Origin of the sequence: Rhodoferax sp. (assembly GCF_030646845.1) — a bacterium.
Classification (GTDB): Bacteria; Pseudomonadota; Gammaproteobacteria; order Burkholderiales; family Burkholderiaceae_C; genus Rhodoferax.
Genome location: NZ_JAUSLE010000007.1, coordinates 34,989 through 50,783, shown reverse-complemented (window position 1 = coordinate 50,783; position 15,795 = coordinate 34,989). Strand labels below are relative to the sequence as shown.

15 protein-coding genes are annotated in these 15,795 nt (G+C 60.6%); 8 read left to right on the top strand and 7 right to left on the bottom strand.

Annotated elements, in window-relative coordinates; genetic code table 11:
- Window positions 1-4: 4 nt before the first annotated feature.
- From recR to Q7T10_RS02010, 3 genes are all read left to right on the top strand, one after another.
- Window positions 5-595 carry a recombination mediator RecR gene (gene recR, locus Q7T10_RS02020; RefSeq protein WP_304745360.1) on the top strand — a complete coding sequence of 197 codons (591 nt, stop codon included), beginning with the start codon at window positions 5-7 and terminating at the stop codon, window positions 593-595.
- A gap of 33 nt (window positions 596-628) precedes the next feature.
- Window positions 629-1,042: an MAPEG family protein gene (locus Q7T10_RS02015; protein WP_304745358.1), complete on the top strand. Its 414-nt coding sequence runs from the start codon at window positions 629-631 to the stop codon at window positions 1,040-1,042.
- 90 nt (window positions 1,043-1,132) lie between these two features.
- A complete protein-coding gene (locus Q7T10_RS02010) occupies window positions 1,133-2,179 on the top strand; it encodes an ABC transporter substrate-binding protein (RefSeq protein ID WP_304745356.1) in 1,047 nt (348 codons plus the stop codon).
- A gap of 56 nt (window positions 2,180-2,235) precedes the next feature.
- Here the strand turns inward: Q7T10_RS02010 and Q7T10_RS02005 are convergent, their stop codons facing one another.
- Window positions 2,236-3,753, bottom strand: a complete 1,518-nt coding sequence (locus Q7T10_RS02005) for a transglycosylase SLT domain-containing protein (protein WP_304745353.1) — start codon at window positions 3,751-3,753, stop codon at window positions 2,236-2,238.
- On the bottom strand, window positions 3,750-4,520 hold the full coding sequence (gene gloB, locus Q7T10_RS02000) for a hydroxyacylglutathione hydrolase (protein WP_304745351.1): 771 nt from the start codon (window positions 4,518-4,520) through the stop codon (window positions 3,750-3,752). Before gloB ends, Q7T10_RS02005 begins: the two co-directional genes overlap by 4 nt.
- On the opposite strand from gloB, the gene Q7T10_RS01995 reads away from it, so the two are divergent.
- From Q7T10_RS01995 to Q7T10_RS01980, 4 genes are all read left to right on the top strand, one after another.
- The gene (locus Q7T10_RS01995; RefSeq protein ID WP_304745349.1) at window positions 4,519-5,307 is read left to right on the top strand and encodes a class I SAM-dependent methyltransferase; all 789 of its coding nucleotides are present in this window, start codon (window positions 4,519-4,521) and stop codon (window positions 5,305-5,307) included. The two genes, gloB and Q7T10_RS01995, sit on opposite strands and share 2 nt — an antisense overlap.
- Complete coding sequence (gene rnhA, locus Q7T10_RS01990; protein ID WP_304745347.1) at window positions 5,304-5,753, top strand: ribonuclease HI; 450 nt, start codon at window positions 5,304-5,306, stop codon at window positions 5,751-5,753. The genes Q7T10_RS01995 and rnhA overlap by 4 nt, the downstream gene beginning before the upstream one ends.
- 174 nt (window positions 5,754-5,927) lie before the next feature.
- Window positions 5,928-7,184, top strand: a complete 1,257-nt coding sequence (locus Q7T10_RS01985; protein WP_304745345.1) for an efflux RND transporter periplasmic adaptor subunit — start codon at window positions 5,928-5,930, stop codon at window positions 7,182-7,184.
- Window positions 7,185-7,202: 18 nt separating this feature from the next.
- The gene (locus Q7T10_RS01980) at window positions 7,203-10,286 is read left to right on the top strand and encodes an efflux RND transporter permease subunit (protein ID WP_304745343.1); all 3,084 of its coding nucleotides are present in this window, start codon (window positions 7,203-7,205) and stop codon (window positions 10,284-10,286) included.
- Window position 10,287: 1 nt separating this feature from the next.
- Here the strand turns inward: Q7T10_RS01980 and glp are convergent, their stop codons facing one another.
- Genes glp through Q7T10_RS01960 form a run of 4 tightly spaced genes read right to left on the bottom strand, consistent with a single transcriptional unit; the run spans window position 10,288 to window position 14,174 of the window.
- Entirely contained in the window at window positions 10,288-11,592 is a 1,305-nt protein-coding gene (gene glp / locus Q7T10_RS01975) for a gephyrin-like molybdotransferase Glp (protein WP_304745341.1), read from the bottom strand.
- 2 nt (window positions 11,593-11,594) lie between these two features.
- Window positions 11,595-12,224, bottom strand: coding sequence for a molybdenum cofactor guanylyltransferase MobA (mobA, locus tag Q7T10_RS01970; protein ID WP_304745339.1), 630 nt, complete (start codon window positions 12,222-12,224; stop codon window positions 11,595-11,597).
- 1 nt (window position 12,225) lies between these two features.
- Window positions 12,226-13,386: a GTP 3',8-cyclase MoaA gene (moaA, locus tag Q7T10_RS01965; RefSeq protein ID WP_304745337.1), complete on the bottom strand. Its 1,161-nt coding sequence runs from the start codon at window positions 13,384-13,386 to the stop codon at window positions 12,226-12,228.
- A 26-nt stretch (window positions 13,387-13,412) separates the two neighbouring features.
- Complete coding sequence (locus Q7T10_RS01960; protein ID WP_304745738.1) at window positions 13,413-14,174, bottom strand: SDR family oxidoreductase; 762 nt, start codon at window positions 14,172-14,174, stop codon at window positions 13,413-13,415.
- A 185-nt stretch (window positions 14,175-14,359) separates the two neighbouring features.
- Between Q7T10_RS01960 and Q7T10_RS01955 the strand changes: the two genes are divergently transcribed.
- Complete coding sequence (locus Q7T10_RS01955) at window positions 14,360-15,184, top strand: HDOD domain-containing protein (protein ID WP_304745335.1); 825 nt, start codon at window positions 14,360-14,362, stop codon at window positions 15,182-15,184.
- 39 nt (window positions 15,185-15,223) lie between these two features.
- Here the strand turns inward: Q7T10_RS01955 and Q7T10_RS01950 are convergent, their stop codons facing one another.
- A complete protein-coding gene (locus tag Q7T10_RS01950; protein WP_304745333.1) occupies window positions 15,224-15,793 on the bottom strand; it encodes a hypothetical protein in 570 nt (189 codons plus the stop codon).
- Window positions 15,794-15,795 lie beyond the last annotated feature (2 nt).

Sequence of the window (15,795 nt, the reverse complement as noted above, 5' to 3'; positions counted from 1 at the left end):
CTGCATGGCGGATACCAACTCAGTTGACGTCCTGATCCAGGCGCTGCGCCGCTTGCCAGGGGTGGGGGTGAAGTCGGCTTCACGCATGGCGTTTCACTTGCTGCAGCATGACCGGCCGGGCGCGCTGGAGTTGTCCCGTGCCCTGCAGTCCGCTGCCGAGTCTGTGCGGCATTGTGAGCGTTGTCACACGTTCACGCAGGCTGACATTTGCGCCACCTGCCTTGACCCGCGACGCGACGCCTCCAAGCTGTGTGTGGTGGAGACTCCGGCCGATCAGTCGGCACTGGAGCGCACCGGGGCCTACAAGGGGCTGTACTTTGTGTTGATGGGCAAACTCAGTCCGCTGGACGGCATTGGTCCCAAAGACATCGGCCTCAAGAAGCTGTTTGACCGCGCCTGCGATGGCACCGTGCAGGAAGTGATTCTGGCCACCAACTTCACGGCCGAAGGCGAGGCCACAGCCCACGTGATCAGTGAAGGTCTGAAGGACAAGGGTCTGCGTTTGACCCGCCTGGCGCGCGGCGTGCCGGTCGGCAGCGAGCTGGAATATGTGGATCTGGGCACCATCGCGCACGCGCTGGTGGACCGGCGCTGAGATATTCTGGCGTTATTTCAACAAGAGAATTGCATGACTTTCGCCCGTTTTACCGTTGCCTACGGGTGCGTCCTGATTGCCGCACTGCTTCCTATTGTTTGTGCGGCCATCGCCAAGTCAGGCATGTTTGGCAAACCCCGGCGCGAGGGTGGTTTTGACAATGACAATCCGCGCGCCTGGCTGGCCCGCCAATCCGATTGGCGCGCGCGCGCCAATGCGGCGCAGGCCAATAGCTTCGAGGCCCTGCCATTTTTTATCGGTGCCGTCATCATCGCCCACCAGTTGGGGGCGCACCAGGCCCGTCTGGACGTGCTGGCTTTTATCTACGTGGTTCTGCGAATGCTGTTCATCATGATGTACGTGGCGGGTCTCTCCACCGTGCGCAGCCTCGTCTGGACCCTGGCGTTTGCCGTGAACATCGGCATTCTCTTCGTCGGCTACCGTTAATCCTAAGTACAAACCCCTGCGGGATGTTCCCGATGCGGGGTTCGCCGTGGCTGACTAAGCTCATGACGAGTCAGAGGGAGAGGAATCGCCATGAAAAACATCGAGCTCAACCGTCGCACTTTTGCGTCTGCCGCCGCATTGTCGGTAGCGTCTTTGGTTGCGCCGGCACTGTGGGCGCAACCGCGGCTGGAAAAAACAAGGATTTCCATCGCCGTGGGGAGCAAGGCAGCCTTCTGTTACCTGCCGCTGACCATCGCTGAACAGCTCGGCTATTTCAAGGCAGAGGGCCTGGAGGTTGAAATCAGCGATTTCGCCGCTGGCTCGCGTGCTTTGCAGGCTGTTGTTGGCGGCTCGGCCGATGTGGTTTCGGGTGCCTATGAGCACACCATCAACCTGCAGTCGAAGGGTCAGAGATTCCAGGCCTTTGTGCTGCAGGGCCGTGCACCGGCCATCTCCATGGGGGTATCGCTCAAAAACATGCCCAACTACAGGACGGTGGCAGACCTCCGGGGCAAGAAGATCGGCATTTCGGCGCCAGGCGCATCGACCAATATGGTGGCCAATCTGATCCTGTCGCGTGCCGGTCTCAAGGCGGGCGATGTGAGCTTCATTGGTGTGGGCACGGCCGCAGGCGCGTTGAGCGCTTTTCGCGCCGGCCAGATTGACGCCATGAGCAATGTCGATCCGGTGATGACGATGCTGGAACAAAAGGGGGAGATCCGCATCATTGCCGATACGCGCACACTCAAAGGCACGTCCGATGTTTTTGGGGGCCCCATGCCGGCCGGTTGCCTGTACGCGCCACTCGAATTCATACAGAAAAACCCCAACACCGTGCAAGCCCTGACCTATGCCATGGCGCATAGCCTCAAGTGGCTGCAGACAGCGGGCCCCAGTGACATCATCAAAGCGGTTCCCGAATCCTACCTGCTGGGAGATCGGGCACTGTATCTGGCAGCGTTCAACAAAGTGCGCGAGGCCATTTCGCCTGACGGCATCATCCCTGACGAGGGTCCGCGTACCGCCCTGAAGGCGCTTGCCAGTTTCGATCAAGCGATCAAGGCGGACAAGATCGAACTCTCGAAGACCTACACCAACGAGTTTGCAAGGATGGCCAAAGAGCGCTACAAAGCCTGAGGCCCGCGTGTCCGACATCGCTTCTGCGGACACGGCAAATTGCGCGCCCGAATTTGCTACTGTTTGGCAACGCGGGTGGCCTTGACCGATTTTTGTCGCGCCTGCTGGACGGGCTTGCTCGTCCGATTTCCCTTGCTCCGGATCGATGTCTTGGCCCGCACCGGCAGAAACAGGACAATCTGTTGTCCGGCCTTGAAGGCTGCAGACGCGCTCACCTTGTTCCATTCGGCGACGCTGTCGGGGCTGACCCGGTAGCGCTTGGCCAGGCTTGCCACAGAGTCTTTTTTCCCGGCCTTGAGCACGGTTCGTTTCAATAGGATCTCAGGCGCCAAAGAGAGCTGGCCGTTGTCAGCCGCATGCGCTCCCACATCGGTCTCAAGGTGTTTTGAACGTGGCACCAGCAGGCTGGAGCCGGCCTTGATCACCACCCTGGGTGGGATGTTGTTGACACTGCGCAGCTCGACTTCCGTCATCCCAACCCGTTTGGCCGCATCGGCCGGCTTCATGGTGGTGGGCGCCAGCCAGACGGTCCAGCTGGCCAGGCGGCCGCCTCCGTAGGCTTCCAGATTTCTCTCAAATACCGAGGCGTTGTCCCATGGCAGCAATATTTGTGGCGTGCCTGCTGCCAGGATGACGGGGCGGCTGGCCGACGGGTTGAGCGCCTTGAAGTCTTCGAGTGAAACCTCGGCCAGCTTGGCTGCCAGCGCCACGTCGATATCGTGTTTGATATCCACCGTCTGAAAATAGGGATGGTTTCCGATGTCGGGCAGGCGAGAGTTGAACGCTTGCGGGTTAGCCACGATGTTTTTCACAGCCTGCAGCTTGGGCACGTAAAAACGGGTTTCCATGGGCATGTTGAGGTCGGTATAGGCGGTTCCCTGTCCCGCGCGCCGGTTTTTGGCGATGGCTCGGCCCACACTGCCTTCACCCCAGTTGTAGGCGGCCAGCGCCAGATGCCAGTCGCCAAACATGCCGTGAAGCTTTTGCAGGTAGTCCAGTGCTGCGCGGGTCGAGGCCAGCACGTCACGCCGGTCATCGCGGAAGGCATTCTGCTTGAGCTCGAAGTGCTTGCCGGTGGCTGGCATGAACTGCCACATGCCGGCTGCTTTGGCACTGGATACGGCCTGAGGGTTGAAAGCGCTTTCAATAAAAGGCAGCAGCGCCAGTTCGGTCGGCATGTTGCGCAGCTCCAGTTCCTCAACAATGTGGAACAGGTATTTATTGGAGCGTTCGGTCATGCGCAGGATGTAGTCGGGCCGGGTGCTGTACCACTGTTCGCGGTCGTGCACCAGGTCATTCTCCAGGTTGGGCATGGCAAACCCGCGCCGGATGCGCTCCCATAAATCGGCGGGCGGGGCCAGCTGGGCAACGGCTCTCGATGCGGCCTGGGCAGCTGTGATCGGCTGCAATACCCCACCGGGGATGACGGACCGGCGCGTGTTCGCGGCGGAGTCGCTGGTTGAACCCGTGGCACCGTAGATGGCGCCCGGGTCTGATGTGGTCGTCACGCCAGGGCTGGCACAGCCTGTCAGTATGACCAGGGCGGCCAAGCCCAAAACAGCAAAAAGTTTCATTGGTACTCGTTTTTCCATTGGCGAAGAGCGGCAAAGATGCTCACCTCGTCGCTGGCTGTTGCGTCAAATGCCTTGGCCGCCTGGATGATGCTGGCTTGGCGGGTGCGCAAAAAAGGGTTGATCTGACGCTCCAGCAGGATGGTGGAGGGCAGGGTGGGCTGCTGGCGGGCCCGCAAAGACTGGGCCTTTGCCGTGTAGTCGGCCAGCGCCTCATTGTCGGGGTCGACTGCGCTGGCAAATTTCAGGTTGCTCAAGGTGTATTCGTGCGTACAACACACCCGTGTGGCGCCTGGCAGGGCGGCCAGTGTGTCCAGCGACGCGAGCATCTGGGCCGGGCTGCCTTCAAACAGGCGCCCGCATCCGCCGCTGAACAGCGTGTCGCCACAAAACAGGAGGGGTGCTTCATCCACGTTCGCACAAAAATAGGCTATGTGCCCCGCGGTGTGTCCCGGGACATCGATCACATCGAAAGTCAATCCAAGAGATTGAAGCTGATCGTCGCCGGCGAGCCGGGTCAGCGGCTCAGGCATGACTTCCCGTGCAGGGCCAAACACTCTGGCGCCTGTGGCCTGGCGTAAGGCATTCACGCCGCCGGTGTGATCGGGGTGATGGTGCGTGACTAGAATGGCCTCCAGTCGCACGCTTAATCGCTGCAGGGCCTCAAGCACGGGTTGTGCATCACCGGGGTCAACCACCAGCGCTTGATGTCCGTCATGCAACATCCAGATGTAGTTGTCAGTGAAGGCGGGTAGTGGAATTAACTTCATGAACGATCAAATTATAGGTTTGCATGACTGGTTTCAGACGCCACCTGGGCGTTATCTGCTGGCGTGGGAACGTGCCCAACTGGATCTGGCCGTGGCCGATATTTTTGGTTTTCACGCGTTGCAGCTGGGTTTGACCGAACTGGACGCCCTGGCCGCCAATCGCATGCCGCATCGGTGGCTGGCCACCCAGGTTCCGGCGCCTGGGGCGGCCATTGTGACTGATTTCTCGGCCCTGCCGTTCCCGGCGAATAGCCTGGACCTGGTGGTGCTGCCGCACTCGCTCGAATTGGCGCCCGACCCTCACACCACCCTGCGCGAGGTTGAGCGGGTACTTGTGCCGGAGGGCCGGGTTGTGATCTGTGGTCTGAATCCTGTCAGCTTGTGGGGTCTGCGGCAGCGGCGTGCACACCTGTACCATCGGTTTGGCTTTGGCAAAATGTTTTTGCCTCAAGATGAGTTCATCGGCTATTGGCGCTTGCGCGACTGGCTTCGACTGCTGGGTTTCGAGGTGGAAGTCGGGCGGTTTGGCTGTTACCGGCCATCGCTCTCCAGTGAAAAGTGGCTGCAGCGTTTTGCGTGGATGGACCGGGCGGGTGATCGCTGGTGGCCAATTCTGGGCGCCGTGTATTTCCTGGTGGCCGTCAAGCGCGTGCACGGCATGACGCTGCTGAGCCCGGCCTGGAAGGCTTCCAGAGCGCTTGCATCTGCTCCTGCTTCTGTAGCAAATGGTGCAACTTTGGTAAGGGCTGAAGCCCTGAATGACAACAAAATGAGAGGCGTTGATTGAACACGATTGAAATTTACACCGATGGCGCCTGCAAGGGCAATCCGGGGCCAGGTGGTTGGGGTGTGCTGCTCAAATCGGCGGGTACGCAAAAAGAGCTGTTCGGTGGTGAGATGGGTACCACCAACAACCGCATGGAAATGACGGCGGTCATTGAAGCGCTGGCGGCCTTAAAGCGCCCCTGCCACGTGACGCTGCACGTAGACAGCCAGTATGTGCTCAAGGGCATGACGGAGTGGATTGCCGGCTGGAAAGCCCGGGGCTGGAAAACCGCCGCCAAACAACCGGTGAAGAACGTCGACCTGTGGCTGCGGCTGGACGAATTGGTCACGACATCGGGCCACAAGATTGACTGGCGCTGGGTCAGGGGTCATGACGGCGACCCTGGCAACGAGCATGCAGACATGCTGGCCAACCGGGGTGTTGAGCAGGCTTTGCGGCAGCGCTGAAGCCTCGACGTGCGCGGGGGTGTAAAGAGTCTGCAAAGTTGGGCTCCGGCCCTATTCAAGCAGGGACACTACGTAGTCTGGCTCGCGCGGGTACTGCTACATTGACAGCCTGATGTCACCGTTCTGGTTTTCTTGTCGGGTTTACTTTCCCTATCGTTGAGAAAAAACGCGTTCATGGCAAAAAAAATACTGTATCCGGTCGTTGCAGTGATCGGTATCGCGGCGGCGTCGGGGGCGGCTTGGTGGTATCAGTCGAAGCCCAAAGGTGCCCCGGAGATCGCTGGTGTGCCCGCTAACGCGTCCACCGTCGCAGGTGTGGAGGTCGCCCAGGCCAAAAGACTCGCGTTGCGCGACGCTGCCCAATCAGTAGGCAGCCTTCAATCACGCCAAAGCGTGATGTTGCGCCCCGAGGTCGCCGGGCGAATCAAGTCGCTGGGCTTTCGCGATGGGGCGCAGGTGCGCAAAGGTCAAGTGCTGGTGCAACTGGATGACACCCTGCAGCAGGCCGAGGTCAAACAGTCGTTGGCACAGGTCTCGATCGCGCAGGCGGCCCTCAAGCGCAACCAGGAGCTGGTGGCGGAAAACTTTGTGGCGCAGCGGGTCGTCGAGGAAAGCTCTGCCAATCTGCAGGTCGTCGAGGCGCAACTGACCTTGTCCCAGGCGCGCCTGTCGCGCATGGCCATTCTTGCGCCATTCAATGGCACGGTGGGTATCCGCAACGTCAACGTGGGCGATTACGTGAAAGACGGCGCGGATCTGGTGAACCTGGAAGACATCAGCAGCATGTATGTGGACTTCCGGCTGCCCGAGCGCTATCAAAGCAAGCTCAAGCCGCAGCAACCGGTGGAGCTCGCGCTCGATGCCTTTCCGGGACGGGCCTTCACGGCGCGCGTCGAGGCCATCAATCCACTACTGGACGCCAACGGCCGGTCTGTCAGTGTGCGTGCGGTCCTGCCCAATACCCTGGGGGAGACTGGGCAGGGTGGGCAACGTGCGGTCCGTCCATCTGGCAGTCTGGCGCCGCTTCGACCCGGTATGTTTGCGCGTGTAACCACCGTTTTTTCGGTCAATGAATCGGCCCTGGTCGTGCCTGAAGAAGCCATCGTGCCCCAGGGTGGGCGCCAGTTTGTGATCAAGGTCGTGACGCCGGAAGCGGTGCCCGGGACGGTTGCCGCGACTTTGCCGTCAGACACCAAATTCGTCTCGCTGCGGCAGGAGGTGAAGCTGGGTGTGCGCCAGCAGGGCATGGTCGAAATCACCGGAGGCTTGACGGAAGGCCAGACGGTGGTTGTGGCCGGGCAGCAGCGTTTGCAGCGTGACGGCACGCCGCTGCGCATTGTGACGCTGGGCCAGCCGGCCCAGGGTGCAGCGTCTGCGTCGGTATCTGTCGCGGCTTCGGTATCGGCATCGGCTCCAGCCGCCAGTCGTTGAGCGGTATCGGAGAGCACCATGCAACTGGCTGAAACCTCCATTCGGCGCCCGGTGTTTGCCACCGTGCTGTCCTTGCTGATTGTGCTGATTGGGGCCGTGTCTTTCAACCGGCTCTCAGTGCGCGAATACCCCAAGATTGATGAACCCGTGGTGTCAGTCTCAACTGCGTTTTCGGGTGCCTCCAGCGAGGTCATGGAAGGTCAGGTGACTAAGGTACTGGAAGACTCACTGGCCGGCATTGAAGGCGTGGATGTGATCACCTCGACCAGCCGGCAGGAGCGCAGCCAGATCTCGATCCGCTTTGCCCTGACCCGCGATGCCGACTCGGCCGCGGCCGATGTGCGTGACAAGGTCACGCGCGTGCGCCAGCGCCTGCCCCAAGGCATCGATGAGCCCGTGATCGCGAAGGTGGAGGCCGATTCTTTTCCCGTGATCTTTCTGGCCCTGAGTTCAGACACGCACACGGCCCTGCAGCTTTCCGAGATGGCCAACACGCTGGTCAAACCGGTGCTGCAGACCGCGCCCGGCGCGGCTGAAGTCAATATTTACGGCGAGCGCAAGTTTGCCATGCGCATCTGGGTTGACCCTGACAAGCTGGCGGCCTTTCGGCTCACCATTCAGGATGTTGAGGATGCCTTGCGGCGCTCCAATCTGGAAGTGCCTGCCGGGCGCATTGAGAGCAGGCAACGTGAGTTCAACGTGACGACCGCCACCGACCTGCGGCGTCCACAGGAGTTTGCGCAGGTGGTGATTCGGACCGTCAACGGCTTGCCGGTGCGCATTGCCGACGTGGCTCGTGTGCAGCAGGCGCCAGCAGATGAGCGTTCCAGTGTGCGTCTGAATGGGCGCGATTCCGTGGGTGTGGGCGTTGTTCGCCAAGCGACCGCCAACCCATTGGATCTTTCCAGGGGTGTACGGGATCTCATGGTCAAGGTGCAGCGCGACTTGCCGCCAGGTGTGCGAATCGATGTGGCCAATGACAATTCGGTGTTCATCGACCGTTCGATCAAGGCGGTCTTTCAGACGATCCTGGAAGCCACTGTATTGGTGGCACTGGTGATCTTTGTGTTTTTGCGCACGCTTCGGGCCTCGCTCATTCCGTTGATCACCATACCTGTTTCGCTGATTGGCTCATTTGCGCTGATGGCTCTGGCCGGTTTCAGCGTGAACACGCTCACCTTGCTGGCCTTGGTGCTGGCCATTGGCCTGGTGGTGGATGACGCCATCGTGATGCTGGAGAATATCTATCGGCATATTGAAGAAGGCATGGCGCCTTTCCAGGCGGCAATCAAGGGCGCCCGCGAGGTGGGCTTTGCGATTATTGCAATGACCATGACCCTCGTGGCAGTGTATGCGCCGCTGGCGTTTGCGCCCGGTCGCACCGGACGGCTGTTCACCGAATTTGCCCTGGCTTTGGCCGGAGCAGTGGTGGTGTCGGGCATTGTGGCGCTGACGCTGTCGCCGATGATGTCTTCATTGCTGCTCAGACACAACCCCAATCCGTCCCGTTTCGACCGGGGCATGGAAGGTGTCCTGCAAGCCGTGACCCGGGGCTACGGCCGCGTATTGGACTGGACGCTCAGACGTCGCTGGCTGGTGTTGATCGTGATGGTTGGCAGTGGTGTGGTGTCGTGGGTGGTGCTGGGCGATATCAAGCGCGAACTGGCCCCGATTGAAGACCGTGGCGTGGTGCTGGCGCAGGTCAGTGCACCGGACGGCGCGACACTTGACTACACCAACCGGTACGCCAGGGCGATCGAGAATATTGGCCAGAGCTACCCGGAGTTTGACCGCATATTCGCGAATGTCGGCAACCCGACGGTCGCGCAGGGCAGCATCTTCTTTCGCGCCAAGCCCTGGGAGGAACGCAAACGGACAACCCAGGAGATGGCGCGCGAGATGACACCACGGGTGTCTGCCTTGTCGGGCGTGACGGCGTTTCCGATCACACCGCCTTCGCTGGGGCAGGGCTTTCGTGAGCGGCCAATTAACTATGTGATCATCACATCGGACAGTTATCAGAACTTGTCCCAGGCCGTGCGGGAATTCCAGGCTGAGTTGGCCAAGAATCCGGGCTTTGTGCAGGTGGACACCGATCTGCGGCTGAACAAGCCGGAGATCAAACTGGAAGTAGACCGCGAACGCGCCGCCGACATGGGTGTGGGAGTGGACTTGATTGCCCGGGCGGTGGAGACCATGCTCGGTGGTCGCAATGTGACCCGTTACAAACGCGGTGGCGAGCAATATGACGTGATTGTGCAGACCAACCCGAGCGGCCGCGAAACGCCCGACGATATTGAGAAGATTTTCGTGCGCGGCAAGGGCGATGCCATGATTCCGCTCTCCGCTCTGGTGAAGATCAGCGAGGTGGTGGTTCCCCGCGAACTCAACCATTTTGGGCAGCGCCGCTCGGCGTCTATCACCGCCAACCTGTCCTCCAATTATTCGGTGGGCGAAGCACTCGACTTCATGGACGCCACAGCCAAAAAAGTGCTCAAACCTGGCTATGCCACGGATTTGAACGGCATCAGTCGCGAGTTCCGCAAGTCGGCGGATTCACTCTCCCTGGTTTTTGTTTTGGCTCTGGTGTTCATCTTCTTGGTCCTGGCTGCGCAGTTTGAGAGTTTTGTGGACCCGTTTGTGATTCTGCTGAGCGTGCCGCTGTCCATGGCCGGTGCTCTGCTGGCCCTGAAGTGGTCGGGTGGAACATTGAACGTGTTCAGTCAGATCGGCCTGATCACGCTGGTGGGTCTGATAACCAAACACGGCATTTTGATCGTGGAGTTTGCCAACCAGTTGCGCGAGCAGGGGCTGGACACGCTGCAGGCCATCAAGCGCTCGGCCTCGCAGCGGCTGCGCCCCATCATGATGACGACCGGTGCCATGGTGTTGGGCGCTTTGCCGCTGGCATTGGCTACTGGCGCGGGGGCCGAGAGTCGCCGCCAGATTGGCTGGGTGATTGTGGGTGGCATGAGCCTGGGCACTCTGCTCACGATCTTTGTGGTGCCCACCATGTACACGCTGCTGGCCCGCAAACTGGCTCCCGGTCCCCGGACTGAACCAGCGCTTGTGACCCCGCGGGCTGCGTCGGATGTGACCTGAATCAGATCACGCCGTCAAACATCATCACATCGACTTCGTCGCCCACAGTCACATTGCCCTGCGAGTGATGCAACACGATCAGGCCGTTGGCCCTGACCATTGAACTCAGCACGCCCGAGCCCTGGTTGCCCGTGGTTCTGACGCGCAGTGAGCCGTCGGGCGCGGTGGTTACGGTGCCGCGCTGGTACTCGGTACGGCCCGGTTTCTTGCGCAGGGCCTCCAGGCTGCGCGCCTTGAGCAGCGGTGGCGAAGCAGCCGTTTCGCCCATCATTTTCAGGAGGGCGGGGCGTACGAACGCCAGAAAAGTCACCATCACCGCCACCGGGTTGCCTGGCAGACCAAAGAGTACCGATTTTCCGATACGGCCCACGGCCATCGGGCGCCCGGGGCGCATCGCGATCTTCCAGAAGGCGACGTCGCCAAGCTTCTTCATCATCGCCTTGGTGTAGTCGGCTTCCCCCACACTGACGCCACCGCTGGTGATGATGGCATCGGCCTCGCCTGCCGCGCGGATGAATGCCGCCTCCAGCAGGGCAGGCTCATCGCGCACCACGCCCATGTCGATGACTTCGCAACCCAGGCGGGTCAGCAAGCCGAACACGGTGTAGCGATTGCTGTCGTATACGGCGCCTTCACGGGGCGGCTCGCCCAGGCTCAAAATCTCGTCTCCGGTAGAGAAGTAGGCCACACGCAGTTTGCGACATACCGGCAGCAATTCAATGCCCAAACTGGCCATGAGCCCAAGCGCAGCGGGCGTAAGCAGCTCACCTTTTTGTAGCGCCGGATGGCCCGCCAGGAGGTCTTCGCCAAGTTTTCGGCGGTTGTCGCCAATTGTTAATAAACCTGCAGGGACAACGATCACCTCGGGCTTTGTCGCAGCCTCGGTCGCCACGGTTGTCGGTTCAATATGGCGTGTCACGAACTCTTGCGGCACCACCGTGTTCAGGCCCGGCGGCATGATGGCGCCCGTCATGATCTTCACGCACTCACCCGGTTTGACGATGCCCGGCCAGGCTTTTCCGGCCAGCGCGGTGCCGACGACCGTTAGGCTAAGGGGCGCTTGTGCTGACAGTTGCGCCCCATCAAAGGCATAGCCATCCATGGCGGAATTGTCGTGGGCTGGCACGCTGATGGGCGAGATCACGTCCTGCGATAACACGCGCCCCAACGCCTGAAAGATTCCGACCTCTTCATGGTCAGCGACGGGCTCGATCAGGCGCGACAAGAATGCGTTGACATTACTGGCGCTCAAGGCCTGGGGGTCATAGCCTTCCAACTCAGCTGCGATGCTGGCAATGCTTTTCATGCTCAGGTGTTTTCCAGTTCGCGCAACTCCGCCAGCGTATTGGTATTGCAGAACGCCCGCGGGTCGTCACCGGGCAAATCAAAAGGTACGACCACCGTCTTGTGCAGGGCAGTCCATGCGTCAATCTTGCGGCCACCGTCCTGGGTGAACTTCACCAGGCTTTCCAGCAACTCCACGCGCAGTAGACAAAAGACAGGCTGGGGGCGGAGCTTCACATGGCCATCCTTGTCGACTTCAGGTGCGGCTGCCATGGCGATATCGGCGTCCTCCGACTCCAGCGCCTGGGCCAGCCGTGGTACGAGATCGAGTGGCAACAAGGGTGTGTCGCATGGCACGGTGACGAGCAAGGGCGTTTCACAGCGTTCAAGCCCGGTGAGAAAGCCCGCCAGTGGCCCCGCATAGTCGGCCAAACCATCAGGCCAGACCGCCGCGCCAAAAGACTCATAGGCTGCGAGATTGCGGTTGGCGTTGATCATGATCTGACCTACGCCCCCGCCCATTTGCAGGCGGGTCAGTGTGTGCAGGGCCAGCGGCATGCCGTTGAAGGCCTGCAGGCCCTTGTCCACGCCCCCCATGCGGGAGCCACGTCCACCGGCCAATATGAGGCCGGTAATGTCATTCGGGTTGATCAAGTCACCCTCCTATGTAGCTCATTTCGACCCGTCGGACCCCGGTCCCGCCATCGGGCGCCATGGCGCTTCGCAGTTCAGAATAACGATCCGTGCGGCCCTGCCAGATATGACCCACGGCAGAAGCCAGATCAGTGTCCGATTCTTTGGCACGAACCAGTGAACGCAGGTCATAGCCCTGGGCGGCGAACAGGCACAGATACAGTTTGCCTTCGGTCGACAGTCTGGCGCGGTTGCAGTCACCGCAGAACGCCTGCGTCACACTGCTGATGACGCCGATTTCACCCGCTGCCTTGTCGTGCTGACCCGAAGCGTCTGCATAGCCCCAGCGCTCGGCGGTCTCGCCTGGAGAAGACGGGTCGAGTTGCACCAGTGGCAGTTCGGCGTGGATGAGTTTGACTACATCCGCTGAAGGCAGCACCTCGTTCATGCGCCAGCCATTGGTGGCTCCCACGTCCATGTACTCAATGAAGCGCAGCACTATGCCGCTGCCCTTGAAATGCCGCGCCATGGGGAGAATTTCGTGCTCATTGGTGCCGCGCTTGACCACCATGTTGATCTTGATCGGACCCAGACCGGCGTCACGCGCCGCTTCAATGCCTGCCAGCACGTCGGCCACGGGAAAGTCCACGTCATTCATGCTGCGAAACACCGCATCATCCAGCCCGTCCAGGCTCACCGTCACGCGTTGCAGGCCCGCCGCCTTGAGGGCCCGGGCTTTGCGGGCCAGCAGCGAGCCGTTGGTGGTGAGCGTCAGATCCAGCGGACGGCCTTCGACCGTGCGCAATGCCGCCAGTTGTTCAATCAGCAACTCAATGTTCTTGCGCAGCAGGGGTTCGCCGCCAGTGAGTCGGATTTTTTGCACACCGTGGGCCACAAAAACTTTGGCTATTCGGGTGATCTCCTCAAACGACAGCAGGTCGCCGTGCGGCAGGTAGCTGTAGTCTTTGTCAAAGATTTCCTTCGGCATGCAGTAGTTGCAGCGGAAATTGCAGCGGTCCGTCACACTGATGCGCAAATCGCGCAGGGGCCGCCCCAGCGTGTCGGAAAGCAGGCCGGTTGCCGCGATGCGGGTCTTCGGCGCCAAGGCCGCAGCGGGGGTGAGCAGGGACGCCGAGCGCTGGTCAATCAGCGGCACGACGCGCGGCGTGTGGCGTTCAGTCATGGATGTAATCGCGCATGGCGCCAGAGTTAAACACAGCGCGCACCGTCAACCTCAAGACATACGCCACTGATAAACGCCGCTTCGTCGCTGGCCAGATATAAAACGGCGTTGGCTACATCCAGCGCCGTGGAGAAGCGGCCCAGAGGAATGCTGGTGAGAAATTTCGCCTTGCGTTCGTCGGTCAGGGGGCCGCCCGCAAATTCGGCAGCCAGACCTGTATCCGGGTTAAAGACCGGGTTGATGCAGTTCACCCGGATGTTGTCCGGTCCCAGTTCCGCGGCCAGTGACTTGGAGGTGGTAATCACCGCGCCCTTGGAGCCGTTGTACCAGGTCAGGCCGGGGCGTGGGCGCACGCCCGCCGTCGAAGCGATATTGATGAAGCTGCCGCCGCCCTGGGCGCGGAACACCGGCGTGGCGTGAATGGTGGACAGGTAGATGCTTTTCACGTTGACGGCATAGCACTTGTCAAACTCATCTTCGCTGACTTCGAGCGCGGGGCGATTGCGGTGCGTCCAGCCTGCGTTGTTGACCATCACGTCCAACCTGCCGTAACGCTGAACCGCGGCGGCCACCAGAGCCTGGACGTCGTCAGACTTCGTCACATCGGCCGCAAAAAACGAGGCGGTATTCCCCGTCGCCAAGATCTCGGCGACGACTTTTTCGCCAAGCACTGGATTGATGTCGTTGACAATAACCTTGGCGCCCTGTGCGGCCAGCCGCTTGGCGATGCCTTCGCCAATGCCTCCGCCAGAGCCGGTCACGATGATGGATTTGTTTTGGACGCGCAGGGTCATGTGTCTGGATATTGGTTGATGGTGCGGCGAATTGGCCTGTACGAAATGCGTATGTCAGCCCGCATCCTGAAAGCGGACTGGTGCCATGCTTCAGACCGAATTTTGGCACGTTTTCCGTGCACAGGCCTGACGGATAATGGCAGTCGAAATACCCATTCGAACCCTAGGGGCTGTGATTGATGACTCTCGACGACTTACTCGCTTCCGACACGGCGCTGCCCAGCATCCCGAAAATCATCGCGTTGCTGCTCAACGAGCTGGATCGCCCGGAACCTGATCTCAGAAAAATAAGCCAGCTGATCAATACCGACCCGATCCTGACGACGCGCTTGCTGCAGTTGGCCAACTCAGCGCAGTTTCAGTTGTCCAGCCAGATCAGCAGCGTGTCAGAGGCGCTCGCCCTGATGGGCCTTGATCAGGTTCGATCTCTGGCCACGGCAGCCGCTATTGCCGGTGCGTTCAGGGCGATCCCCGGCCTCGATATGAATCAGTTCTGGCGTTACAGCCTGAATGTGGCCAAATTGTCGCGCACACTGGGCGGCATGGTTCGGCAAAAACAGCCAGTGGCGTTTACTGCCGGGTTGATTCATGCCACTGGCGAACTGGTGATGCACCTGGGGATGCCGCAAAAAATGGCGGTCCTTAGCCAGGAGGTTGCGCCGCTCGGTCTGAAACGAGCCGCCGCCGAACGAAATTTATTGGGTTATTGCTACGCCGATGTGGGGGCCGGTTTTGCGCGAACCTGGAATTTTCCTCAGACCATTGTCGACGCACTGCAGCATCATTGCGCACCTTTCGAGAACGGCGTCTACGAGCCGATGGCCGGTATTCTTCATCTGGCGGCGTGGCGGGCCCGTGCCAAGGAAGCAAACTATGACCAGCACGACTTGACCCACAATTTCCCTGATGTGGTCGCGTTGGCACTCGGTATTGACATTGACATGGCGCTGCAGCAGGACCCGATTGACTGGACGTCCAGAGCAGAGGTCGCAGTGCTCGTTTAGCGGGTACTCTTGCGGATACGACCGGCCCGCGAGCAGCAGTCAGCGCAGGGGGGCTATCTGGGTGGGCGCAAAGTTGGGGGCGTGGCTCTGTGGGTCGGTTGGCACCGGGTTCGGTTTGGGGGCTTTCGCCGGACGCCTGGTATGGCGCCGGTCCAGAACGGGAACAATCCCGTCATCGGCCTGAGTCAGGGCTGGTTTAAGCCAGGATTTCGGGTCTGGCATCCGGGTGAAAGGACAGCCGCAATCGGGTGAAAAACGCCATGACACAATGTAGCCGGAATGATCGATGGACGGATCAAATCGATCCAGCCCGAGCAGCAATTGCTGTTGAAGCGTCGGGGCATAACGCAGCAGTTGCTCGTTCCATTTCATGACGATCAGTTGGATATGCAGCTCTTCTGCGCTGGGCGGGCGCGTGATGATGAAGACCTCACAGGCCAACCAGCCGGGGGGGATTCCGTGAAGCCGCAGCGTGTCTTTCAGGACGACCCGGATCAATTCGCGGCGAACGTTGCTGTGCTGCTGTTCACTGGAAGGTGCAACCGACACCGGTGCCGCGGGGGGTGGGCGGTCGTTTCCCGAGCGGGTGTTTTTCAGAAACTTGAACATGG

Bases quoted from the DNA above. Each gene is read 5' to 3' on its own strand.
- Q7T10_RS02015 (WP_304745358.1), top strand. From the start codon at position 629: ATGACTTTCGCCCGTTTTACCGTTGCCTACGGGTGCGTCCTGATTGCC.
- Q7T10_RS01985 (WP_304745345.1), top strand. From the start codon at position 5,928: ATGGCAAAAAAAATACTGTATCCGGTCGTTGCAGTGATCGGTATCGCG.
- Q7T10_RS01955 (WP_304745335.1), top strand. From the start codon at position 14,360: ATGACTCTCGACGACTTACTCGCTTCCGACACGGCGCTGCCCAGCATC.
- Q7T10_RS02010 (WP_304745356.1), top strand. From the start codon at position 1,133: ATGAAAAACATCGAGCTCAACCGTCGCACTTTTGCGTCTGCCGCCGCA.
- Q7T10_RS01950 (WP_304745333.1), bottom strand. From the start codon at position 15,793: ATGTTCAAGTTTCTGAAAAACACCCGCTCGGGAAACGACCGCCCACCC.
- recR (WP_304745360.1), top strand. From the start codon at position 5: ATGGCGGATACCAACTCAGTTGACGTCCTGATCCAGGCGCTGCGCCGC.
- Q7T10_RS02005 (WP_304745353.1), bottom strand. From the start codon at position 3,753: ATGAAACTTTTTGCTGTTTTGGGCTTGGCCGCCCTGGTCATACTGACA.
- Q7T10_RS01980 (WP_304745343.1), top strand. From the start codon at position 7,203: ATGCAACTGGCTGAAACCTCCATTCGGCGCCCGGTGTTTGCCACCGTG.
- Q7T10_RS01995 (WP_304745349.1), top strand. From the start codon at position 4,519: ATGAACGATCAAATTATAGGTTTGCATGACTGGTTTCAGACGCCACCT.
- moaA (WP_304745337.1), bottom strand. From the start codon at position 13,386: ATGACTGAACGCCACACGCCGCGCGTCGTGCCGCTGATTGACCAGCGC.
- glp (WP_304745341.1), bottom strand. From the start codon at position 11,592: ATGAAAAGCATTGCCAGCATCGCAGCTGAGTTGGAAGGCTATGACCCC.
- gloB (WP_304745351.1), bottom strand. From the start codon at position 4,520: ATGAAGTTAATTCCACTACCCGCCTTCACTGACAACTACATCTGGATG.